Consider the following 20,792-nt stretch of genomic DNA (forward strand, 5'->3'; position numbering starts at 1 on the left):
ATTGGTTAAACATGATTTTTGTTAAATCCTCTACAAATTTATACGGATTATGCAACCACGCAAGTAATGGCAGGGCAAATGCCCCATTTTGTTAATAACTTGCCCTATTTGTTAATAACCGGTATGCATTTTGTCGATGTTTTTTGTTTTGTCAGTGATAATAAGGGATTACAGCACTTTGGCATTTTCCTGAAATTGAAAACCGTTTAATAAGTCCCTGCTATTCATTTTTCGTTTGCCAGGTAGTTTTATGTCGTCAATTATTATAAACCCATCTTTTACGGCAATTTTTATTTCTTTTTTTGTGGTTCTTACCGTTCCTGTTTCTAAGGTGTGTGCCTCGTTGGATATGTTGGCCGAATAGATTTTTATGTCCAACAGCTCCTCACCATTTTTAAGCATGGTCCAAGCAGCAGGGTAAGGACTTAATCCTCTAATTTTATTGTAGATTACCTGAGCTGGTGCTTCCCAATCAATTTTGCAATTGGTTTTGTTTAGCTTGTAAGCGGTTTTAATGTCTGGGGTTTCGGACTGGGGCGTGGTTGTTGCATGACCATCTTCTATAAGTTTTACCGTTTCTAGTACCAAATCACTGCCTATGGCCATTAACTTGTCGTGAAGGCTACCGGCATTCTCATCTGGTAGAATGGCTGTTTCTTTTTGAAGGATCATCGCACCGGTATCAATCTTTTCATCAATAAAAAAAGTAGAGACTCCAGTTTTGTCTTCACCGTTTATAATGGCCCAGTTAATAGGCGCTGCCCCTCGGTAGTTGGGCAATAGCGAAGCGTGAAGGTTAAAGGTGCCCAGGGCTGGCATTTGCCACACTACTTTAGGGAGCATTCTAAAGGCCACAACTATTTGCAGATTGGCATTAAGGGCTTTTAGGGCTGTAATAAAATCGGGGTCTTTAAGATTGGTGGGTTGTAAAATGTGTAAATCGTGTTGCTTGGCAAAAGTCTTTACGGCACTTTCGTTAAGTTTTCTGCCCCGGCCCGCGGGTTTGTCTGGTGCCGTAATAACGCCTACAATATTATAGTTATGGTCCAATAGGGTTTTTAAGGTTGCCACAGCAAAATCTGGGGTGCCCATAAAAACAATTCGTAATTTATCTGTCATTGGTGTTTATTTTATATGTGTTTTGAACCGTTACCCGAATCATGCCTTCTTCTAAAAGCTGCTTGATGGCTTGGTGAATGGTCTTTTCGGGTAATTTAATGTGCTCTGCTAAGGTTCTGGAGTTAGCGTCTCCTGCTTTTAAACGTGCCAAAATTAGGGCTTTTACCTGTGTTGGGTCTGGCTGTGGGGCACTTTTTTTACGAATACAAACCGAACACGTCCCACAAGGGGTTGCATCATTTTCGTCAAAATAGGCGAGTAACTGAATGCTTTTGCATACTTGATCATTTTCAATATATCCTACTACGGCGCTAATTTGCTGGTGTTTTAACTGGTTTTGTTGCTTGATGATATGGGAAATCCTGTTAATGGTTTTATCGTCTTCACGAGGCTCAATAAACGTAATTTCCGCATCGGTGGTGGTTAAATGTAATTGTATTATACCGTCGTACTCCAATTGTTTAAGAACGTAAACAACATCATCTTCAGAGATGCTAGATTTATTAGATACCAGAACCGTATTGATTTTTATGTCGTTTTCAAAAATGCCGCCATACGTTCTTAAAATGGTTTTTACGGTTAGATTAACCTTTTGCGATTGGTTTTCCAAATAACCAAATAATCCCGTATCGCTAACCACAAATTTTACGGTGGTTTTGTTGTTGAATTGCTTCGATAGGGTGACGATGCTCGTTCGGTCTAAGGTAAGCAAGGCGTTGTAGGCTAAAAGATTGTTTAGCTCGTATGTCTTGCAAAAAAGGTTGAAATTAAAATCGAAAACCGCATGCTCGCCCTCGCCATAAGAAATTTGAAAATAGTTGCATAGCTTTTTATAAACATGCTTTACATGAGCTACGGTTGGTAAGCAATCTAAAAATTGGTTTTTAAGCAACAGTTTGTCACTGTTGTTGGTTAATATAACGGCAAACGCTTTTTCGCCATTTCTTCCTGCTCTTCCCGCTTCTTGAAAGTAACTTTCTATGCTTTCGGGCAAATGTAAGTGGATTACAGTTTTCACATCGGGCTTGTCTATGCCCATACCAAAAGCATTGGTGGCTACCATGACCATTTTTTGGTTGTTAATCCATAGCGCTTGATGGTGGTCTTTTTCTTTGTTGGAAAGCCCGCCGTGGTAGTAGGTGGCAGAAAACCCTAATTGCTCCAGTTTGGTCGCAATATCGATGGTCGCTTTTCTGTTTCTTACATAAACGATTGAAGGGGCTTGGTTTTTGGTTAAAATGGTTTGTAAACGATAAAGTTTGTCTTCCTCATGAAACACCATAAAGGCCAAATTGGGGCGCTTGAAGGATTGTTTGTGGATTTTAGGCGCTATAAAATCCAATTCGGCAACAATATCCTTAATTACAGCTCGCGTTGCCGTGGCTGTTAGGGCAATGCAATTAACATGTGGTTTTAGTTCGCGTAGGATTTTAATGTTTTTGTAGGCTGGTCTAAAGTCGTTTCCCCATTGGGAGATGCAATGGGCCTCGTCTACGGCAATTAAATTCACATTCATTTGTCTCAGGCGATCCTGCACCAATTCTTGTTGTAGACGTTCTGGCGATAAATACAAAAACTTGTAGTTGCCGTAAATGCAATTGTCCAGCATGGTGTCTAGGTCGCTATACGAAAGTCCGCTGGTTAGGCACATGGCTTTAATGCCTTTGTTGTTAAGCTGCCTTACCTGGTCCTTCATTAAGGCAATTAATGGCGAGATTACAACGCAAATGCCATCTTTAACCAAGGCTGGAATTTGAAAACACAACGATTTTCCGCCTCCCGTAGGCATAAGGGCCAGAGTGTCGTTGCCGTTTACAACATCGTTAATTACAACGTCTTGTAACGGTTTAAATGCGGTATACCCCCAATAGCGTTCAAGTATGTTTATGGGATGCTGCACTAGCGTAAATTCAGTTTTTCAAGCAGAAAGTTTGCACGATTCTCAATAGAGTCGAAAGGCACATCGGTTAGGTCGTAGTTCAGTTTTTTATAGGTTGCTAACAGGTGTTCGTGAATTTTCTCTGCCTGTTGAAAATTCTCGTAACGTTCATTATCACTTTCAAAAATGGTTTCCCAAGGTGCCAGTACAAATATGGCATCGTAGCGGTGGTTTTTACTGGTTTCAATAAAATGTTGGGGGTAGGTTTCGTTGGCATACTCCATGTATGCCAAAACGTCTGGTATGCCACGATCTAAAAAAATCAAGCTGGATGTTGCCGTTTCGGCGGCTTTAAATTGCAACTGTCTGCCTTTAAGCAACCGTTCGCTAAACAGTAGGGGGTTGGTAAGGAAAAGCTGTTCTACGCCTTCTTTTCTGGCCTCAAGGATAACGTCTCTAGAAACTTCATCAAAGCAAATAAAGCCACGGTTTTTTAATTCGTTTATCAAAGAGGTTTTTCCTGTTCCGGGCCCACCGGTTATAACAATTCTTTTTGTGTTCAAAATTGGCAAGATTTTAGCTGTAAAAATCGTAATTTAAAAGGGAAATAAAAAATAGAAACCAAAGTGTATCTTTGTTAAAGACAAAACAACGATGGAATTAAATAAGAAAACAGCAGAATTTTACGAAAAACTAAAGCAGCAGCTATACGAAACCACGTCATGGCCAGCAGAATACTTGTATAAATTTATAGTGGTATCAGACTCCCAAAAAATAGCCGAAATCGAGGCCATTTTCGATAATATGGGAGCAGTAATCCATACAGCAACGTCTAAAAACGGGAAGTATACCAGCGTGTCTGTAAACGTTTTGCTACGGGATCCGGAGCAGGTTGTAAAAAAGTATATCGAAGTTGCAGAAAAAGTAGAAGGCGTTATTAGCCTATAGTTTTTTTTTGTACTTTGCGCTAAAGGAAAAGACTTCATAAAAATTTTAACCCTCAATACATTTTGATAGCACAATTAGAATATAATTCAGAACGCGAACATTTGATTATTCCCGAATATGGTAGGCATATTCAGAAAATGATAAAGCATGCCAAAACCGTTGAAAATAGAGACGAAAGAAACAAAGTGGCCAAAGCCATTATAGATGTGATGGGCAATTTGCAGCCCCATTTAAGGGATGTTACCGATTTTCAGCATAAACTTTGGGACCAGTTGTTTATTATGGCCAATTTTGAGCTGGATGTAGACTCGCCGTTCGAAAAACCTTCTAAAGATAAATTACTAGAACGTCCAGACCCTTTACGTTACCCACAAAACCACCCCAAATACAGGTTTTATGGCAACAACATAAAGACCATGATCGATGTGGCTTGCACTTGGGAAGATGGCGATAAAAAAGACGCCCTAATCTATACCATTGCCAACCACATGAAAAAAAGCTACTTAAACTGGAATAAAGATACCGTTGAGGACTCCGTGATTTTTGGGCATCTGCATGAACTGTCAGAAGGAAAAATCAATCTAAAAACTTCCGAAGAGGATCTTACCGATGCGTCTAGCCTAATGCGTGGAAGCAACAAACAACGCACCAGCAAAAAGACCAACAAGAAAACCAGAAATCGCAAACGCTACTAAACACATGTTATGGGAATTTTTAAAATTGAAGGCGGCCACCAATTAAAAGGAAGCATTCAGCCCCAAGGCGCCAAAAACGAAGCCCTACAAATTCTTTGTGCCGTATTGTTAACGCCAGATAAGGTAACCATAAAGAACATCCCAGATATTGTTGATGTTAACAAACTAATAGATCTTTTGGGCAATCTCGGGGTTAAAATCGAGAAGCTATCAGAAGCCACCTATACATTTCAGGCAGACGAGGTGAATTTAAAATACCTAGAATCTGCCGCATTTAAAGAAGATGGTCGTGGCCTTCGTGGTTCTATCATGATTGTTGGGCCGCTGTTGGCACGTTTTGGAAAAGGATATATCCCAAAACCGGGAGGCGATAAAATAGGTCGCCGCCGTTTGGATACCCATTTTGAAGGGTTTATTAACTTAGGCGCCAAGTTTCGCTATAATCGCGAAGAGTATTTTTATGGGGTAGAAGCCGATACCTTAAAAGGCGCATATATGCTACTCGATGAGGCTTCGGTAACTGGAACCGCCAACATTGTTATGGCTGCAGTTTTAGCCGAGGGCACAACCACAATTTACAATGCAGCTTGCGAACCTTATTTGCAACAGCTTTGCAAGATGCTGAATAGGATGGGAGCAAAAATTTCTGGCATTGGTTCAAATTTATTAACCATAGAAGGTGTTAAAGCTCTTACAGGAACTGAGCATACCATGCTGCCAGACATGATTGAAATTGGCAGTTGGATAGGCTTGGCAGCAATGACCAAAAGCGAACTGACCATTAAAAACGTAAGTTGGGACGATCTGGGACAAATTCCTAATGTTTTTAGAAAACTAGGCATTAGCGTAGAAAAACAGGGCGACGATATTTACATTCCCGCACATACCAATGGCTACGAAATACAAAGCTACATCGATGGTTCGATATTAACCGTTGCCGATGCGCCGTGGCCAGGGTTTACACCAGACTTGTTAAGCATTGTTTTGGTTGTGGCAACCCAAGCGAGAGGCAGTGTTTTGGTGCACCAAAAAATGTTTGAGAGCCGCTTGTTCTTTGTTGACAAGTTAATTGATATGGGGGCGAAAATTATTCTTTGCGATCCGCATAGAGCCACTATCATCGGGCACGACTTTAAATCGCAATTAAAGGCCACCACCATGACCTCGCCAGACATACGCGCCGGAATTTCGTTATTAATAGCGGCTTTGTCTGCTAAAGGAACGTCTACCATTCATAATATTGAACAAATTGACCGTGGTTACGAGCATATTGTAACACGCTTGCAGGCCATTGGCGCCAAAATTGAACGCTTAGATTAAACAATTTATATTATCATAAATAACTAAAAACGTCTGTATTTTCAGGCGTTTTTTTAGTTTAAAGCATTTTTATAAGTTGCTAAGCAACGTTCACGTGCTTCTTTATGATCTACAATGGGTTTAGGGTAGGTTAGTTCCTGATATTCGGGCACCCACTTTTTGATGTATTTATGGTCTTTATCAAATTTTTTAATTTGCGTCGTGGGATTGAAAATTCTAAAATAAGGAGCAGCATCAACACCAGACCCAGCTACCCATTGCCAGTTACCAATATTACTAGCCATCTCATAATCGTGAAGTTTTTCGGCAAAATAAGCTTCGCCCCAACGCCAATCAATTAGTAAATGTTTGCATAGAAAACTACCTACTAACATTCTAACGCGATTGTGCATATAGCCTGTTTTGTTAAGCTCTCGCATTCCAGCATCTACCAAAGGGTATCCTGTTTTGCCATCGCACCAAGCTTTAAACTCGGTTTCGTTATTGCGCCACTCAATACGATCGTATTTTGGTTTAAAGCTTTTGTTTTTCGTATGTGGAAAGTGCCACAAAATCTGCATAAAAAACTCACGCCAGATAAGTTCTTGCCAAAAGATTTCATTGTTTTCGGCAATGGCTTTTTTCACTATTGCTCTAATACTTACTGTTCCAAAACGTAAATGTGGTCCTAAGTGAGATGTAGCATCTTTTGCTGGAAAATTGCGGGTAGCTTCGTAGTTTTGAATAAGCTCTGGCGACACAGTATATGGTTTTATAGTTTGATTAGAGATTGTAAAACCTAGGTCGTTTAAACTGATGTTTGGTAAATGGTTTTCTTTGATTACATGTTTTAGAAGCGGTTTTGTATTATAGGTTTTTAATTGAATGGTTTTAAAATTGGCTTTCCAGGTTTTCATATAAGGTGTATACACCACATAAGGATCACCATCGTTTTTTACTACCTCATTTTTTTCAAAAATTACTTGGTCTTTGTAAGTTTTGAAAGCGATATTCTTATCTTTTAAGAACGTTTCAATATTCTTGTCACGTTTTTTAGCATAAGGTTCGTAATCGTGGTTGGTAAATACGGTGTTAATGGTATAATTTGCCGCCAGTTTTTTAAAAACATCAATAGGCTTTCCTTTGAAAAGCGCCAAACCACTATTATGTTTACCTTCAATATAACTACGCATTTGCTGCAAAGTGTTGAATATGAACGTTACGCGCGCATCGTCTTTAGGTAGTTTGTCCAAGATTTCGGTATCGAAAATAAATATTGGTAGGACAGGTAAACGGTTGTTTAAAGCATGAAATAGGCCAACATTGTCTTCCCATCGTAAATCACGACGAAACCAAAATATGTTTATGGTTTTACGCATTAGGTAATTCGTTTTCTTGTAAAGGTTTGTGTTTTCCTGGGTTTAAATCTAAATGAATGGTTCCTATACGAACGCGAACCAAACGCAAGGTAGGAAAGCCTACTTTGGCCGTCATTTTACGTACTTGCCTAAATTTTCCTTCGGTAAGTGTAATGCTTACCCAAGAAGTAGGGCCATGACGAGAGTCGCGAACATGGCGCTTTTCTATAGGGAAATGATTTGGATTAATATTGGTAGTTACTTGGCAAGGTTTTGTGTGGTATGGCTTTCCGTTAATACTAATGGTAACACCAGTTTTAAGTTGATTTAAAGCGTCTTCTGTAATTACACCATCAACTTGTGACAGATATTCTTTTTCGACTTTGGAGCTATTTATGTAATGACTTGTTTTACCACAAGTTGTTAATAGTAATAAGCCTTCAGAAGTTTCGTCAAGTCTACCAATGGCCATAGTGTTTTCGGGAAACTCACCAAGTTCGCCCAAGAGCTTTTTGTTACGACGTTTATTTTGATTATTAACAAACTGACTTAAATACCCGTAAGGCTTATGTATTTTAAAATGTTGTTCCATCATTTAAATTCACCAAATAAGTCAATGAGCTTTTTTTGCCTATAATTGAATATTTCGTTTAGTTTTGGTTTTACCAATACAGGATGAAAAAGTTGTCCTAGAACCCCAAAAGGAAGTTTATAGTGAACAATATCTTCCATTTCAATACCACCATTAATAGGTTTTATAAAATGTTTATGATGCCATAAGGCATAAGGCCCAAAACGTTGTTCGTCTACAAAATAGGTGTTGTCTTTAACATGAGTGATTTCGGTAACCCATTTTGTTTTAATACCAAAAACCGGTGTTACTATATATTGAATGATTTGTCCAGGAAACATTGCTCTGTCGGCTCCAGACAAAATATCAAAACTCATATAATCTGGTGTAATGGTTTTTAGGTTTGCTGGATTGGATAGAAAAGTCCAAGCTTCTTCAACAGAAATAGGTAATTTCTGAGTGGTATGTAACGTATATACCTTCATTTAATTATTTATAAAAATATATGTGTTTAAAGATGTAGCTAGTAATAACCAAATTAAATAGGGGAGTAGTAAATACCGCATGCGTTTCATATAATCTAGTTGGTATTTTATGTAAAAATATCCTATTACTAGCGTAAGTAAACTTATAATAACGAGCCCTAAAAAAACTAAATGTTGATTAAAAAAAACATAGTTCCAACTAACATTTAAAATAATTTGTATACTAAACAGTATTTTTACAAACTGTGATTGAAAATCTTTAAATAAATACGCCAAATACACGGAGAAACATATCATAATAGTACTCCAAGCTACCCCAAAAACCCATCCTGGAGGTGTCCAAGGCGCTTTGTTTAAATTAAGGTACCATTGCGATTGCGGGCCATTATCCATTAACCAACTACCCAAGGCCAAACAGCCAAAATTGATAACTAAAAATAGTATGATTAATTTGGCCGTTTTCATTATTTTAAATGTTTGGTAATCTTCTTGCTTAAGGGCTTTGTCATTGAGTAAAATACATCAACAAAATGGCCGTTTTCGTCAATAAGATATTTTTGAAAATTCCATTTAACCGATGAGTTTTTTGTGCCATTAAGATCTTTATCTGTTAGCCATTTATAAAGTTCGTGTTGATTATCACCTTTTACATCTATTTTTTCAGTCATTAAAAAGTCAACACCATAATTAGATTGACAGAAATTTTGGATTTGAGTTGCCGAACCCGGTTCCTGACTTCCAAATTGATTGCAAGGTAATCCAATAACAACAAGTTTATCTTGATAGGTTTCGTGAAGTTTTTGTAAGTCTTCGTACTGCGGTGTAAAACCACATTTAGAAGCCGTATTAACAAACAATATGTGTTTGCCTTTAAAATCAGATAAATCTACAGGATCCCCAGAAAGACTATTAATCTCAATATCGTAAATAGATGTTTTAGGCTCTTGAGCTTTGGTTTTACAATTAAAAAGTACCATAAAAGTTAGTATTGGAATGATTGTTCTCATATAAAAGTTAAATATACAATGTTCAACAAAAATAAATAAAAGTTAGACAAAAATATAATCTTTTGCTTTTATTTAAGGGTTCATTAACAATTAAAAGGTCACTTAATTTGTAATTTTAGCCTAATAAAATTTAAAAAACATATTAATACTAACTACAATGAAAAAATTATTACTACTTGTTGCTTTAGTTGCATTTACAATTAATGCCAAAGCACAAATTGAAACACCACAGCCAAGTCCAGCTAGTAAGTTGGAGCAAAAGGTTGGTTTAACAGATGTGACATTAGAATATTCGCGTCCAGGAGTTAGAGGACGAACCATTTTTGGCGACTTAGTGCCATACGGAAAGTTATGGCGAGCTGGTGCCAACAAAAACACTACGGTGACGTTTAGCGACGATGTAACCATCGCAGGTAAAACAGTAAGTGCGGGGTCGTACGCCATCTTTATTACCCCATCTAAAACATCATGGGATGTGTTTTTCTATACTGATACCAACAACTGGGGAACCCCACAAAACTGGGACGAAAGTAAAGTAGCAGCAAAAGCAACGGTAGAGACTCATGAGGTACCATTTAGTGTTGAAACGTTTACCATTGATGTAAACCAAATTACCAACAATGGTGCTGCGTTAGAGTTTATTTGGGAAAAAACCTATACCGCGGTACCATTTTCTGTGCCAACAGGTGAAAAAGTAAGTGCTGCAATAGACCGTGTTATGAATGGTCCTGGTGCAAACGATTATTACGCTGCTGCAGTTTACTATTTAGAAGAAGGTAAAGATATTAACCAGGCCAAGCAATGGATAGACAAAGCTTTATCGTTAGTAGAAACGCCAAGGTTTTGGCAATACAGAAAGCAAGCTTTAATTTATGCCGAAGCTGGCGATAAAAAAGGTGCCATAGAAGCCGCTAAAAAATCGTTAGAGGGCGCCAAAAAAGCAGGAAATGCCGATTATGTTAAAATGAATACAGACTCCTTAAAAGCATGGGGAGGGCTGTAATTCGTCTTAAATAAAAAACAAAAAAGCGCGACCAAATGGGTCGCGCTTTTTTGTTTTAATAAAACAGACAAAACGTTGTGGGGTTAGTTGTTGTTAAAAAACGCCGTTTTTTGAAATACGGCTGCTAAGACCATAACCAGTATGCAGCCAAATAAGTTTAGCCATAAATAGGGCATCCAGTCTAACCACCAGCCTATAATAACAACAATTTGTGTGATAATAGCGGCTGTAAAAACAGCATTTCCACGAATTTGCTTAAAGAAAAAGGCCAGCAAGAAAATGCCCAATACGTTGCCGTAAAAAATAGACCCTATAATATTTACCAACTGAATTAAATTATCGGCCAAATAAGCCACACAGGCCACAATAATGGCAAGAACACCCCAGCTTAAGGTAAACCATTTGGTGGCTTTAACATAGTGGTTTTCAGTTTTGTTTTGTGCAAAATTACGCTTGTATAAATCTAGAGCAGTGGTCGATGCCAAGGCGTTAAGCTCGCTAGCGGTACTAGACATTGCCGCGCTTAAAATTACGGCTAGCAATAAGCCTATAAGGCCACGTGGCAGATTGTTCAGAATAAAATGAATAAAAACATAATCCTTATCGTTGGTCTCTACATCTAGGGCGTTTTCTTGGGCGGCTTTTTCAATAAGAAGCTTGGCTGCTTCACGATTGGCTTCAGATTTGGTGTTGAGCTGTTTAATGGCTTCTGCAAATTGTGGGTTGTTTGTAGAAACGTAGCCGTTAATTGCCGTTTGCTTTTCATTGAAAATAGCCGTTTGGGCATTTTCTAGAGCGGTGTATTCCTGAGCGTAACCAGAATTAGAAATGGCTTGCTGCGCTGCAGGATTAAAGTTAATGGGGGCGTGGTTAAATTGGTAAAACACAAACACCATAACCCCAACCAAAAGGATAAAAAACTGCATGGGCACTTTTAACAGACCATTAAAAATTAAGCCCATTTGCATTTCCTTTACCGATTTCCCTGAAAGATAGCGCTGTACTTGGCTTTGGTCGGTGCCAAAATAAGAAAGCGCTAGGAAGGTTCCGCCAATTAAACCGCTCCAAAGGGTGTAACGGTTTTCCAGGTTAAACGAAAAATCCAAAACATCCATTTTACCACTGGCCCCAGCAATATCCAAAGCTTTACTAAAGGTGATATTTTCTGGGAGGTAGCTTAAAATTAAAAAGAAGGCAATAAACATGCCCGTAAAAATAACTGCCATTTGATGCTTTTGGGTCATGCTTACGGCTTTGGTGCCGCCAGAAACGGTATAAATAATAACCAAAACGCCAATAATAATGTTAAGTGTGGTAAGGTTCCAACCCAAAACAGCTGAAAGGATAATAGCCGGTGCATAAATGGTAATTCCAGCGGCCAAGCCCCGCTGTATAAGAAACAGAATGGCCGTAAGACTGCGTGTTTTTAAGTCGAAGCGATTTTCTAAAAACTCGTAAGCGGTATAAACTTTTAAACGGTGGTACAACGGAATAAAGACCATGCAAATGATAATCATGGCCAGGGGTACTCCAAAATAAAATTGAACAAAGCCCATGCCGTCGTGAAAGGCCTGTCCCGGAGTAGATAAAAATGTGATGGCGCTAGCTTGGGTAGCCATGACAGACAAGCCTATGGTCCACCATTTCGAGCTGTTCCCACCACGAACATAATCTTGAACGTTTTTACTGCCTCTAGTTTTCCAGGTGCCGTACCCAACAATGGTAAGCAATGTTCCTGCCAATACAATCCAATCGAGTAGTTCCATATTAAAAGGCTTGCATGATTAGGTAAAACACAATAATGTAAACGGTATTGGCTACTAAAACCAAGGTGTATAGGTTAGACCATTTTTGTTTGGGTTGTTGTGCCATAGTTAGTCGTTTAAGGTTTGGTCTTTGTTAATGTTGCTTTTTCCTAAAGAGAGCATGTTGGCAAACAATCTATAGGTTCCAGAAACCCCTGCAGGAAATGCCCTAAAAAAGCTCAGGCCGGTATAGATGTAATGTCCTTTGCCATATTTGGCAACCAACAGGCTTCCTTTTTTTACCGATTCACCCTGATCTTTCATAGCGAGAATGGGGGTAAAGTGGCGGTCCCATTTGTTAGGGAAATATAGGCCTCGTTCTTGCGTCCAGCCTTCAAAATCCTTTTGGGTAATGTGGTTGGGGAAGTTTAAAATGGCGTGTTTGGGTTCTAAAAAAGAAACTTTAGCGTGTTCATCGGTTACGCGGTCGCGGGAAAGCTCTAAGGGGTATGGCGCCAAAGTGTTTGTTTTTAAGGCATGACTGGTGTTGTATTGCACAATCATGTTACCACCTTGCTTTACAAAATTGAATAAGGTTTGTTGTTTAAACTTTAAGGCCTCTACGGTATTGTAAGCGCGAATACCAATTACAACAGCATCAAAACGCGCTAGGGTTTCAGTCGAAATGTCTTCTGGAGCAAGGATGGCTACGTTATATCCAAGTTGTTTAAGGCTTTCCGGAACCACATCGCCAGCGCCTTCAATATAGGCGATGTTGTCGCCTATTTTTTTAATATCTACACGAACCACTTTGCTTTCGCTGGGCAATAAGACCGTTTGAAACGGAATGTGGTCGTAATCAATTTCTACAAGCTCTTTGGTGTATAAGGTTTCGTTAATGTTTACTACGGGGCTAATAAACCCTTCGCTTTGGTGCTCTGGAGGGGTGATTGTAAAGTGCAGTGTTTGCTGTTCGCCTTTGCGAGCAAGGCTTAGCTTTTGTGTTTTGGGCGATACATCCCAGCCCTCAGGATGTGCGATATGAATTTGGCCTTCAAGATGGTCCTTCCCAGCTTTAACAGTAACCGAAATATCTTGCTGATTGGCATTGTTGAAAATAATAACCTTTTCGGTAATCTTTGCCGAGGCTGCCGGTACAATTTCAAAAGGCTTGTAAACTTCGCCCTTTACGGGGTCGTTGTATTTGTAGATGACCGGTTTTGTAAAGGCTATGGGCGTGCCCTCGATGGTTAGGTTAAACGTTACATTAAACACCCGTGGCGTTTCTGGTAGGCCTATTTTGTTCATATCTTCTACATGATACATGCCCAGACTTCCCTTTTGGGTAAGCCAATAGGGGGTGGTTGGCGCCTGGTTTTGGGGAATGCTTAGGGTGTCGTTAAACCCAAAAGCAGTGTTGTGTTGCAAGGCCATGTTTTTGGTAACTTGATGGTTTGGGGTTTGGTAGCTAATCAATTCAATTTTAGCATGGCTTCTGTTAATGGTTTCCAATTGCAGGTCGATGGTTTCTCCTGCTGTGGCTAGATTGGTACTGGCTACGGCTTCTAGATACAGTCCAGAACAGGCTGCAATAATATGTTTTATTTCTTTGGTTTTAAGTTGTTTCCAATGGTCGTCTTCCAGATTTTGGATTAGCCTATAGGCTTCCATAAGTTTAGGAACAGAGGCCGATGGATTTGTAAAGTTGAAGTTGGTTTCAACATCTTTTAAAAGGCTACCAATGGCCTGACCACCTTTTACGCGATTCCAGGAGGTGTCTATGCCTTCAAAAACGGCATTGGTTGTTGGTTTGTCGCCTTTTACTAGCTCGATGTACTCCATTTGTGTGCCTCGTGTACCAGTGTTTCCAAACCCTTGAGATTTATGCTGGCTGCGGCTTAAGGAAGCAATCTCAGAGTTGCTCAATCCCAATACAGGGTAGTAGGTGCCTATGTCTATGGCGAGCATGTTGGATTTATCGGCCTGATTAAATTTTTCTTCACTGCCATAAAACCACCAAGAGGTGTTAAAAAAGGCACGTTTGGGCTGCCATGGCGCTGCAATCTTTAAATGTTCGGGGTATTTTTCGGGCTTGTTGGCCATTTCAAAAGCCTCTAAGCTTAACATGGCCGAAGCCGTGTGATGCCCATGTGTTTTTCCTGGGCTTCGATGATCAAAACGGTTAATAATAATATCGGGCTTAAATTGTCTAATGGCCAGAACCACATCACTTAACACTTCATTTTTATTCCAAATGTCTAGGGTTTCGTCTGGGTGTTTGGAGTAGCCAAAGTCGTTTGCCCGAGTAAACCGTTGTTCGCCTCCGTCAATATGTCTGGCGGTAAGCAATTCTTGGGTTCTAATAACTCCGAGAATTTCACGAATTTCTGGGCCAATAAGGTTTTGGCCGCCATCGCCACGCGTTAAGGACAGGTATCCGGTTCTTGCATGCACCTGATTAGAAAAATAGGAGATAAGACGGGTGTTCTCGTCATCGGGATGGGCGGCAACATACAATACCGAGCCTAGAAAATTAAGCCTTTTAATGCTTTGGTAAATCTCTGAAGCATTGGGTTTTTTTGGGGCTTGGGCTGTGACTTTAAGAATTGAAAAAGCAAAAATTAAGGAGAATAGCCGTAACGTTTTAATCATGGTTAGTGTTTTTCAGTGTTAAATATATAAAGAAAACCAGCGCTTAGGCTGGTTTTAAAATTTCTTTAACTCATGGTGTGGGACTTAATGGGGATAAGAGGTGTTTAGAGCCACCTTTTTTTTCTGAAATAATAAAGCATGCCTATAAAAATAACGATCATCAATCCCCATACAATATAATAGGCGTTTTTGTAATGAAGCTCTGGCATGTGGTCGAAATTCATGCCGTAAATGCCGGCAATAAAAGTAAGCGGAATAAAAATTGTGGCGATAATGGTTAAGACTTTCATGACTTCGTTCATGCGGTTGCTAATGTTGGTCATGTACAAGTCCATTAAACTCCAAATCATTTCCCGGTAAATGTCTATGGTGTCTGATAATTGAATGATGTGGTCGTAGATGTCGCTGTAAAACTGTAAGGTTTTTTCATGTACAAACTTGGTGTTGCTTTTTTCTATTCGGTTAATAATTTCGCGAAGCGGAAAAATAGCACGGCGTACTTTTAAAAGTTCTTTTTTTAGGTTAAGAACCTGTTGGCTCATCTTATCGGTGGTGGTACCTTCAAAAAGCACATCTTCAATATCTTCAATTTTGTTGCCGAGGGTTTCTGAAACGATGTAGTAATGGTCTACAATGGCATCGATTAGTGCATAAAGCAAATAGTCTGACCCCAGCCCTCTTATGCGTCCTTTACCATTGCGAATGCGTTCCCTAACGGTATCGAACACATCGCCTTCGGCTTCTTGAAAGGTCAGCACGTAATTGCTACCCATAACCAAGCTAACTTGTTCTATGGAGATGTCCTCATTGGCATTGTAGTAGAGCATTTTTAACGAAATGAAGATGTAGTCGTCGTATTCGTCAATTTTTGGGCGTTGGGAGGTGTTTACAATATCCTCTAGCACCAAGGGGTGCAGATCGTAATGCTGGCCTATTTTTTCGATGTCCGCGATGTGGTTTAAGCCATTGAGGTTTATCCAGGTAATGGTATTAGAGGACTTAAACTTAAAAGCTTCTTCTACATTGTTAAGTTCTACCTCTACAACTTGTTGGGGGTTGTAGTCGAAAGATTCTATAAAGAGCTTTTCAGAAACTTTATCGCCGGTATATACAATAGCCCCGGGGACCTGGCCAACATGCTTTTTGTATTTAGAGGTTCTTTTTTTTGCCATAAGAACATAAAAATAAACAAATTTTATAAAGCATCGTGGCCGTCGTCGTGGTTATTCTCCATGGCGTCTTTTTTTAATAGGGTAACGGGTTTTTGCAGGATGAGGTTGTTGGGGTAGGTAACCAGATCGCCGTCATCTAAACGTAAATGCAACTGAAAGGCCCCAATATCTTCTATAATAGCTTTTATGGGAAAATCTTTGTCGTGAATTTCAATTTTATCGCCAACCTTATAAGGGAAATTAAAAAACATGATAATGCCAGAGGTAATGTTGCTTAAAATAGACCATATAGCAAACAGGCCAATCCCGATAACCGCAAAAACAGATGAGAATACTAACGCCAGATCTTTAAACTCTACCCCCAGAATAAGGGTTTCCACCAAAGTGGCAATAAGAACTAAGGTTACAGTTACGTAGCGGTTTATTAATTGAATACGGGCTTCGTTAATCCCGCTTTTTTTGCCAATTTTCGTTATTGCAAGCGTGGCCATAAACCTAATGATAACCAAAATGCCAATTAGAATAACCGATTGAATTAGTTCTGTTTTATAGGTTTCGAAAAACATAATTGCGAGGATAAAGATTGTAAAACAAAGATAGCTTACAAAATGGATTAGTGTTGGTTTAATCTAAATTATTTAGGGTACTATAAACCAAATCTGTTGGTAGTCCTACAACATTAAAATACGACCCTTCTATGCGGGTAATGCCTATAAGGCCTATCCATTCCTGTATGCCGTAAGCCCCTGCCTTATCAAAGGGTTTATAGGTTTTTATGTAATGTTCTATTTCTTCCCGGCTGAGCTCTTTAAACGTTACCTTAGAAATGGAGTTTACTGTTTTTTGATATGCCTTTCTGGTAAAGCATACCGAGGTGATAACCTCGTGCGTGCTGCCGCTTAGCGCACTTAGCATAAAAAAGGCTTCAGTTTCAGAAGTAGGCTTTCCTAGGGCTTTGTTATTGTGCCATACAATGGTATCGCTAGTTATTAGGAGGTCGTTGGCGTTAAGCTCGCTTTTAAACGGTAATGCTTTTAGTTGTGCCAGATAATCGCTAATTTCAAAATGGCGTAGTCTAGAAGGATATTCCTCTTTTATGGGTTTTACCTTAATCTCGAACTGCAATCCCAAATCTTTAAAAAACTGTTGCCTTCTGGGAGAACCAGAGGCTAGAATGATATGATAGTCTTTTAATTTGTCGTTTAGTAGCATTACTTTAAAAGGATAAAGCGGTATAATAGCATAGATAAGATACCGAAAAACATGACTAATTTAAGCAAATTGGCAATTAAATGGAGTTGTTTTTTGGTTTCAGCCGAAAATAACTTAATAGCCACAAAAATTAAGGGGCCTATAATGCCGACTAAAAAATAGATAACGGCCAATGTTTGGTGGTATAAATAGGTAGCCGTATAGTAAAGTATGGATGCAATGGGCAGTAACGATAATACAAAAGCTATTTTTATAGCACGATCACGCCCAATGGCAATGGGTAGGGTGTTCATGCCGGCTTTGTAATCGCCGTCAATGTCTTCAATGTCCTTAACCATTTCCCTTAAAAAATTAATAAAGAAGGCAAACATGGCATAGTCTAAAATAATTTTAAAGAAGGTCGATTGGGTTTCTTGGTTGTGTGGGGTAACAGCTGGAAGCAGATCGAAAATACCAACAATAACTATACTTAAGGCTACCAATAAAGAAATTATGACATTTCCCGCTAAAAGCACCTGTTTTAAATAGCTGGCATAAAAATACAAGGACGCCGAAACGAAGACAAACAACCCAAAAAAGACGTCTTTACCTACCGATGTTGCAACATAATACCCTAAAAGCACACCCAGAATATTGAAGGCAAAAAACAGGTTGTAAGCTAATTTTTCTGAAACAGATTTTCCAATTAAAACACCATGGGGTTTGTTAACCAAATCGGTTTCAACATCGTAAATGTCGTTAATAATATTTCCTGCTGCAGCTAGGCCTACCGAGGCCAATACCAAAAGGGTGAATTGCAGGCCGTTTAAAGCGGTTGCAACCCCAAAAGGTTCTAAAAGCGCATATTTTACCAAAATTTGAGCCAAGGCAATCATGCCCAGGTTTTTCCAACGGATGAGGTTTAAAATATTCATGTGCAGGCGTTAGTCGTATTTCGCATCAAAATTACCATTCCATTTTTCCTGTACTTTAAGCACCTGTTCTATAACATCGCGAACGGCACCTTCGCCCCCTTTTTTGTGCGATACGTATTTAGAAATTCCTTTAATTTCCGGAACGGCATCTTGTGGGCAACACGGCAGGCCTACCATGGTCATGACAGGCAAATCGGGGATGTCGTCGCCCATATACAGTACATTTTCTGCTTTAATGTTGTAAATGTCTAAATATTCGTCCAGTTGTTCAATTTTATTGTGAGCACCTAGGTAAATATCTGTTACACCCAAACCGCGTAATCTTTTGCGAACGCCCTCGTTGGTTCCGCCAGAAATGATACAAACATTAAAACCTGCTTGCAAGGCCGTTTTTAGAGCAAACCCATCTTTAATGTTCATGGTGCGAAGCATTTCGCCTGTTGTGGTAATGGTAATGGTGCCATTGGTTAAAACACCATCAACATCAAAAATAAAGGTGGTAATATGCTCTAGGTATTCTTTGTAGCTTTTATTTTCCATGTGTTTTTTTTATTGAAGCTGTTAACAGCTGGTATAGGGTTTTGTGGTTGGGGTTTTCTAATAGTTTTAGGTGACGTTTTATGGTCTTTTTGTCGTTTCTTACAGCCGGGCCGGTTTGCGCCATGTAGGGCGAGACGGTTTGTACTTTTTTGGCAGTTTCCATGATTAAGGGTTTTAAAATATCGAAATCGATGTTTTTTGCATCGCTTATCTCATGGGCAATACGGTACAATTGGTTGGTGAAATTATTTACGAACACAGCCGATAGATGTAGGGTCTGGCGCTGTTCGGTATTAACTCTATACCATTTGCTTCCTATGGCTTCGGCAAGGGTTTTTAAGGTGCCAATGTCTGCTTTGTCTAAGGTTTCTATGCAAATAGGAACGTTGGAAAAATCTACAGGGGCTTCCTTGGAAAAGGTCTGTAGCGGATAAAAAACCCCGCGTTTCAGTTTCTTGTCCAATTCATGAATGCCCACACTGCCAGAGGTGTGTATTACCAAACGGTCATTAAAAGGTAGGGCTGCCGATAAAGCACCAATAGCATCGTCGTTAATGGCCATAAGGTAAACATCGGCAATTTGCAAGTCCTCTATAGCGTTGGTGATGACCACCTCGTTTTTATAGGTGCTTATTTTAGATAAGTCGCGATTGTACCATTGCTTTACCGTTAGGTGGTCGCTGTGTTTAAAAGCGTTATATAAATGCGTGGCTACATTGCCAGCGCCAATAAGACAAATTGAAATCATGCCGCTAAAATAAGGATATTTAAATATATACTTTGTGGCGTTTAAGGGTTAATTCGCCATTTTTTTCTAATTGCTTAACCGTTCTAATAACCGTTTCAACACGTAGTCCGGTAAGGTCGGAAATTTGTTGGCGGGTAAGGTTAACTTCGTAAAGCCCGCTGGTATTGCTTGATGTTTTTAGGTGATTTAAAAGCGTTAATACCCGATGTTCTGGTGGGTGAATGGAAACTTCTTGTATAATTTTTGCTTTGTAAAGCATGCGGTTACATAGCATTTGGGTAAACTTTAAGTGAATGTCTGGATGCTGTTTTAAAAGTGTTAAGAAGGTGTCTTTAGGGAGCACATACACTTTAGCATCTGAAAGACACATGGCACTGGCCGGGTAGTTAAAATCGCCAAATAACGGGGGTTCGCCAAAAGATTGGGTGTCTTCAAAAAAACCTTGAATAAACTCTTTGCCGTCTTCGGTAAGGTTAAACATTTTTATACTTCCCGTTTTTATTTGATAATAAAACTTAGGGGTTTCGTTTTCATTAAAGAGCACACGGTCCTTAGAGAAGGTTTTTAACGTAGCTTGGTGTTTTTCTAAAAGCGGTTCGGGTATCATAGCCTTATGATTTGAATCATAAAATAACAAAGATAGGCTATAGATATTTGTAGCACTAAAACAAAAAGATAAAAACATGGAACTTTACAACAAGCTGTATACCGATTTTCGCCAGAATTATACCATGAACATTGCCCTAACCATAATTTTACAAAGCTGCATAGGTTCTATAGCAGCCATGTATATTTTAATGAATAGCACGCAGGAGTCTTTCCAAATTGTACAATTAAGTTTGTGTGTTATTGTATCGATGCTCTACAATGCCACTATTTTTGCCCAATTAAAAACCAAAACAGTATTCAATGCCTTAATTCTTTCGTTAGTTGTTAATGTGGCTTTAATAATTGTTAATGTAGCACAGCTGATGTAATTTTGCTATATGAAGACAGACATAACTACCCGAGAGGATGTTAATACTTTGGTGCGTACGTTTTACAAAGCCATTAGAGCACACGAGGTATTGGCTCCTTTTTTTGAAACAGCCATTACAGATTGGGACGAACACATCGAAAAGCTCACTGACTTTTGGGAAGCGAGTTTATTTTTAAAAACAAAGTATTACGGCAATCCGCTGCAAGCACATATAAAGGTCGACAAAACCAACGACCATACCATAACCCAAGAGCACTTTGGACTTTGGTTAAACCTTTGGATAAACACTGTAGATACTTTGTTTAAGGGCGATTATGCCGAAAATGCCAAAGGCAAAGCACGAAAAATGGCCACTTTCATGTACATGAATATTTTTATGGCCAGATCATCATCTTAATAATTTTAACACCTACAACTCGTGCCCAAAACACAAAAAGTGAACAAAAAGCCTTACCTTTGCGCGAGC

At 39.2% G+C, this 20,792-nt stretch carries 23 protein-coding genes; 6 read left to right on the forward strand and 17 right to left on the reverse strand.

The window, feature by feature from the left end:
- Nucleotides 1-168 precede the first annotated feature (168 nt).
- From fmt to IA57_RS09845, 3 genes are read right to left on the reverse strand one after another with little or no spacing between them, the layout of a single operon-like run.
- Complete coding sequence (gene fmt, locus IA57_RS09835) at nucleotides 169-1,119, reverse strand: methionyl-tRNA formyltransferase (protein ID WP_036122670.1); 951 nt, start codon at nucleotides 1,117-1,119, stop codon at nucleotides 169-171.
- The gene (locus tag IA57_RS09840) at nucleotides 1,109-3,019 is read right to left on the reverse strand and encodes a RecQ family ATP-dependent DNA helicase (RefSeq protein WP_036122673.1); all 1,911 of its coding nucleotides are present in this window, start codon (nucleotides 3,017-3,019) and stop codon (nucleotides 1,109-1,111) included. The genes fmt and IA57_RS09840 overlap by 11 nt, the downstream gene beginning before the upstream one ends.
- The gene (locus IA57_RS09845) at nucleotides 3,019-3,561 is read right to left on the reverse strand and encodes an AAA family ATPase (RefSeq protein WP_036122675.1); all 543 of its coding nucleotides are present in this window, start codon (nucleotides 3,559-3,561) and stop codon (nucleotides 3,019-3,021) included. Before IA57_RS09845 ends, IA57_RS09840 begins: the two co-directional genes overlap by 1 nt.
- Before the next feature lie 91 nt (nucleotides 3,562-3,652).
- Here IA57_RS09845 and IA57_RS09850 point away from each other — a divergent pair, with 91 nt between their 5' ends.
- From IA57_RS09850 to murA, 3 genes are all read left to right on the forward strand, one after another.
- Nucleotides 3,653-3,946, forward strand: coding sequence for a DUF493 family protein (locus tag IA57_RS09850; RefSeq protein WP_036122678.1), 294 nt, complete (start codon nucleotides 3,653-3,655; stop codon nucleotides 3,944-3,946).
- Nucleotides 3,947-4,008: 62 nt separating this feature from the next.
- Nucleotides 4,009-4,641, forward strand: a complete 633-nt coding sequence (locus IA57_RS09855; protein ID WP_036122681.1) for a DUF4290 domain-containing protein — start codon at nucleotides 4,009-4,011, stop codon at nucleotides 4,639-4,641.
- Nucleotides 4,642-4,650: 9 nt separating this feature from the next.
- Entirely contained in the window at nucleotides 4,651-5,961 is a 1,311-nt protein-coding gene (gene murA / locus IA57_RS09860) for a UDP-N-acetylglucosamine 1-carboxyvinyltransferase (RefSeq protein WP_036122683.1), read from the forward strand.
- 53 nt (nucleotides 5,962-6,014) lie between these two features.
- Here murA and IA57_RS09865 read toward each other — a convergent pair whose 3' ends face one another.
- From IA57_RS09865 to IA57_RS09885, 5 genes are read right to left on the reverse strand one after another with little or no spacing between them, the layout of a single operon-like run.
- Nucleotides 6,015-7,319 (reverse strand): cryptochrome/photolyase family protein, encoded by a 1,305-nt coding sequence (locus IA57_RS09865; RefSeq protein ID WP_036122685.1) that lies wholly within the window; start codon nucleotides 7,317-7,319, stop codon nucleotides 6,015-6,017.
- The gene (locus tag IA57_RS09870; protein WP_036122688.1) at nucleotides 7,312-7,893 is read right to left on the reverse strand and encodes a pseudouridine synthase; all 582 of its coding nucleotides are present in this window, start codon (nucleotides 7,891-7,893) and stop codon (nucleotides 7,312-7,314) included. Before IA57_RS09870 ends, IA57_RS09865 begins: the two co-directional genes overlap by 8 nt.
- Nucleotides 7,890-8,354, reverse strand: a complete 465-nt coding sequence (locus IA57_RS09875) for an SRPBCC family protein (protein WP_036122691.1) — start codon at nucleotides 8,352-8,354, stop codon at nucleotides 7,890-7,892. The genes IA57_RS09870 and IA57_RS09875 overlap by 4 nt, the downstream gene beginning before the upstream one ends.
- Nucleotides 8,355-8,819 carry a TspO/MBR family protein gene (locus IA57_RS09880; RefSeq protein WP_036122694.1) on the reverse strand — a complete coding sequence of 155 codons (465 nt, stop codon included), beginning with the start codon at nucleotides 8,817-8,819 and terminating at the stop codon, nucleotides 8,355-8,357. It abuts the gene before it with no gap.
- Nucleotides 8,819-9,331, reverse strand: coding sequence for a glutathione peroxidase (locus IA57_RS09885; RefSeq protein WP_036123335.1), 513 nt, complete (start codon nucleotides 9,329-9,331; stop codon nucleotides 8,819-8,821). Before IA57_RS09885 ends, IA57_RS09880 begins: the two co-directional genes overlap by 1 nt.
- A gap of 187 nt (nucleotides 9,332-9,518) precedes the next feature.
- Between IA57_RS09885 and IA57_RS09890 the strand changes: the two genes are divergently transcribed.
- Nucleotides 9,519-10,364 carry a DUF2911 domain-containing protein gene (locus IA57_RS09890; RefSeq protein ID WP_036122697.1) on the forward strand — a complete coding sequence of 282 codons (846 nt, stop codon included), beginning with the start codon at nucleotides 9,519-9,521 and terminating at the stop codon, nucleotides 10,362-10,364.
- An 83-nt stretch (nucleotides 10,365-10,447) separates the two neighbouring features.
- Here IA57_RS09890 and IA57_RS09895 read toward each other — a convergent pair whose 3' ends face one another.
- The 9 genes from IA57_RS09895 to IA57_RS09935 form a co-directional block, all read right to left on the reverse strand.
- Nucleotides 10,448-12,130: a sodium:solute symporter gene (locus IA57_RS09895; RefSeq protein WP_036122701.1), complete on the reverse strand. Its 1,683-nt coding sequence runs from the start codon at nucleotides 12,128-12,130 to the stop codon at nucleotides 10,448-10,450.
- A gap of 108 nt (nucleotides 12,131-12,238) precedes the next feature.
- Nucleotides 12,239-14,761: a PIG-L family deacetylase gene (locus IA57_RS09900; RefSeq protein WP_036122703.1), complete on the reverse strand. Its 2,523-nt coding sequence runs from the start codon at nucleotides 14,759-14,761 to the stop codon at nucleotides 12,239-12,241.
- A gap of 104 nt (nucleotides 14,762-14,865) precedes the next feature.
- On the reverse strand, nucleotides 14,866-15,933 hold the full coding sequence (gene corA, locus IA57_RS09905) for a magnesium/cobalt transporter CorA (RefSeq protein ID WP_036122706.1): 1,068 nt from the start codon (nucleotides 15,931-15,933) through the stop codon (nucleotides 14,866-14,868).
- Nucleotides 15,934-15,956: 23 nt separating this feature from the next.
- Nucleotides 15,957-16,499: a mechanosensitive ion channel domain-containing protein gene (locus IA57_RS09910; protein WP_036122708.1), complete on the reverse strand. Its 543-nt coding sequence runs from the start codon at nucleotides 16,497-16,499 to the stop codon at nucleotides 15,957-15,959.
- A gap of 58 nt (nucleotides 16,500-16,557) precedes the next feature.
- Entirely contained in the window at nucleotides 16,558-17,145 is a 588-nt protein-coding gene (locus IA57_RS09915; RefSeq protein ID WP_036122711.1) for a Maf-like protein, read from the reverse strand.
- Nucleotides 17,145-18,059, reverse strand: coding sequence for a geranylgeranylglycerol-phosphate geranylgeranyltransferase (locus tag IA57_RS09920; RefSeq protein WP_036122713.1), 915 nt, complete (start codon nucleotides 18,057-18,059; stop codon nucleotides 17,145-17,147). The genes IA57_RS09915 and IA57_RS09920 overlap by 1 nt, the downstream gene beginning before the upstream one ends.
- A 9-nt stretch (nucleotides 18,060-18,068) precedes the next feature.
- Nucleotides 18,069-18,599: a KdsC family phosphatase gene (locus IA57_RS09925; protein ID WP_036122716.1), complete on the reverse strand. Its 531-nt coding sequence runs from the start codon at nucleotides 18,597-18,599 to the stop codon at nucleotides 18,069-18,071.
- On the reverse strand, nucleotides 18,589-19,347 hold the full coding sequence (locus IA57_RS09930) for a Rossmann-like and DUF2520 domain-containing protein (RefSeq protein ID WP_036122719.1): 759 nt from the start codon (nucleotides 19,345-19,347) through the stop codon (nucleotides 18,589-18,591). Before IA57_RS09930 ends, IA57_RS09925 begins: the two co-directional genes overlap by 11 nt.
- A 19-nt stretch (nucleotides 19,348-19,366) precedes the next feature.
- Nucleotides 19,367-19,954: a Crp/Fnr family transcriptional regulator gene (locus tag IA57_RS09935; protein ID WP_036122721.1), complete on the reverse strand. Its 588-nt coding sequence runs from the start codon at nucleotides 19,952-19,954 to the stop codon at nucleotides 19,367-19,369.
- Between the two features lie 76 nt (nucleotides 19,955-20,030).
- Between IA57_RS09935 and IA57_RS09940 the strand changes: the two genes are divergently transcribed.
- A complete protein-coding gene (locus tag IA57_RS09940) occupies nucleotides 20,031-20,324 on the forward strand; it encodes a hypothetical protein (RefSeq protein WP_036122723.1) in 294 nt (97 codons plus the stop codon).
- Nucleotides 20,325-20,333: 9 nt separating this feature from the next.
- Nucleotides 20,334-20,723, forward strand: coding sequence for a group III truncated hemoglobin (locus tag IA57_RS09945; RefSeq protein WP_036122726.1), 390 nt, complete (start codon nucleotides 20,334-20,336; stop codon nucleotides 20,721-20,723).
- Nucleotides 20,724-20,792 lie beyond the last annotated feature (69 nt).

It is taken from the genome of Mangrovimonas yunxiaonensis (assembly GCF_000733475.1).
Classification (GTDB): Bacteria; Bacteroidota; Bacteroidia; order Flavobacteriales; family Flavobacteriaceae; genus Mangrovimonas; species Mangrovimonas yunxiaonensis.

Bases quoted from the DNA above. Each gene is read 5' to 3' on its own strand.
- fmt (WP_036122670.1), bottom strand. From the start codon at position 1,119: ATGACAGATAAATTACGAATTGTTTTTATGGGCACCCCAGATTTTGCT.
- IA57_RS09850 (WP_036122678.1), top strand. From the start codon at position 3,653: ATGGAATTAAATAAGAAAACAGCAGAATTTTACGAAAAACTAAAGCAG.
- murA (WP_036122683.1), top strand. From the start codon at position 4,651: ATGGGAATTTTTAAAATTGAAGGCGGCCACCAATTAAAAGGAAGCATT.
- IA57_RS09865 (WP_036122685.1), bottom strand. From the start codon at position 7,319: ATGCGTAAAACCATAAACATATTTTGGTTTCGTCGTGATTTACGATGG.
- IA57_RS09870 (WP_036122688.1), bottom strand. From the start codon at position 7,893: ATGATGGAACAACATTTTAAAATACATAAGCCTTACGGGTATTTAAGT.
- IA57_RS09875 (WP_036122691.1), bottom strand. From the start codon at position 8,354: ATGAAGGTATATACGTTACATACCACTCAGAAATTACCTATTTCTGTT.
- IA57_RS09880 (WP_036122694.1), bottom strand. From the start codon at position 8,819: ATGAAAACGGCCAAATTAATCATACTATTTTTAGTTATCAATTTTGGC.
- IA57_RS09885 (WP_036123335.1), bottom strand. From the start codon at position 9,331: ATGGTACTTTTTAATTGTAAAACCAAAGCTCAAGAGCCTAAAACATCT.
- IA57_RS09890 (WP_036122697.1), top strand. From the start codon at position 9,519: ATGAAAAAATTATTACTACTTGTTGCTTTAGTTGCATTTACAATTAAT.
- IA57_RS09895 (WP_036122701.1), bottom strand. From the start codon at position 12,130: ATGGAACTACTCGATTGGATTGTATTGGCAGGAACATTGCTTACCATT.
- IA57_RS09900 (WP_036122703.1), bottom strand. From the start codon at position 14,761: ATGATTAAAACGTTACGGCTATTCTCCTTAATTTTTGCTTTTTCAATT.
- corA (WP_036122706.1), bottom strand. From the start codon at position 15,933: ATGGCAAAAAAAAGAACCTCTAAATACAAAAAGCATGTTGGCCAGGTC.
- IA57_RS09910 (WP_036122708.1), bottom strand. From the start codon at position 16,499: ATGTTTTTCGAAACCTATAAAACAGAACTAATTCAATCGGTTATTCTA.
- IA57_RS09915 (WP_036122711.1), bottom strand. From the start codon at position 17,145: ATGCTACTAAACGACAAATTAAAAGACTATCATATCATTCTAGCCTCT.
- IA57_RS09920 (WP_036122713.1), bottom strand. From the start codon at position 18,059: ATGAATATTTTAAACCTCATCCGTTGGAAAAACCTGGGCATGATTGCC.
- IA57_RS09925 (WP_036122716.1), bottom strand. From the start codon at position 18,599: ATGGAAAATAAAAGCTACAAAGAATACCTAGAGCATATTACCACCTTT.
- IA57_RS09930 (WP_036122719.1), bottom strand. From the start codon at position 19,347: ATGATTTCAATTTGTCTTATTGGCGCTGGCAATGTAGCCACGCATTTA.
- IA57_RS09935 (WP_036122721.1), bottom strand. From the start codon at position 19,954: ATGATACCCGAACCGCTTTTAGAAAAACACCAAGCTACGTTAAAAACC.
- IA57_RS09940 (WP_036122723.1), top strand. From the start codon at position 20,031: ATGGAACTTTACAACAAGCTGTATACCGATTTTCGCCAGAATTATACC.
- IA57_RS09945 (WP_036122726.1), top strand. From the start codon at position 20,334: ATGAAGACAGACATAACTACCCGAGAGGATGTTAATACTTTGGTGCGT.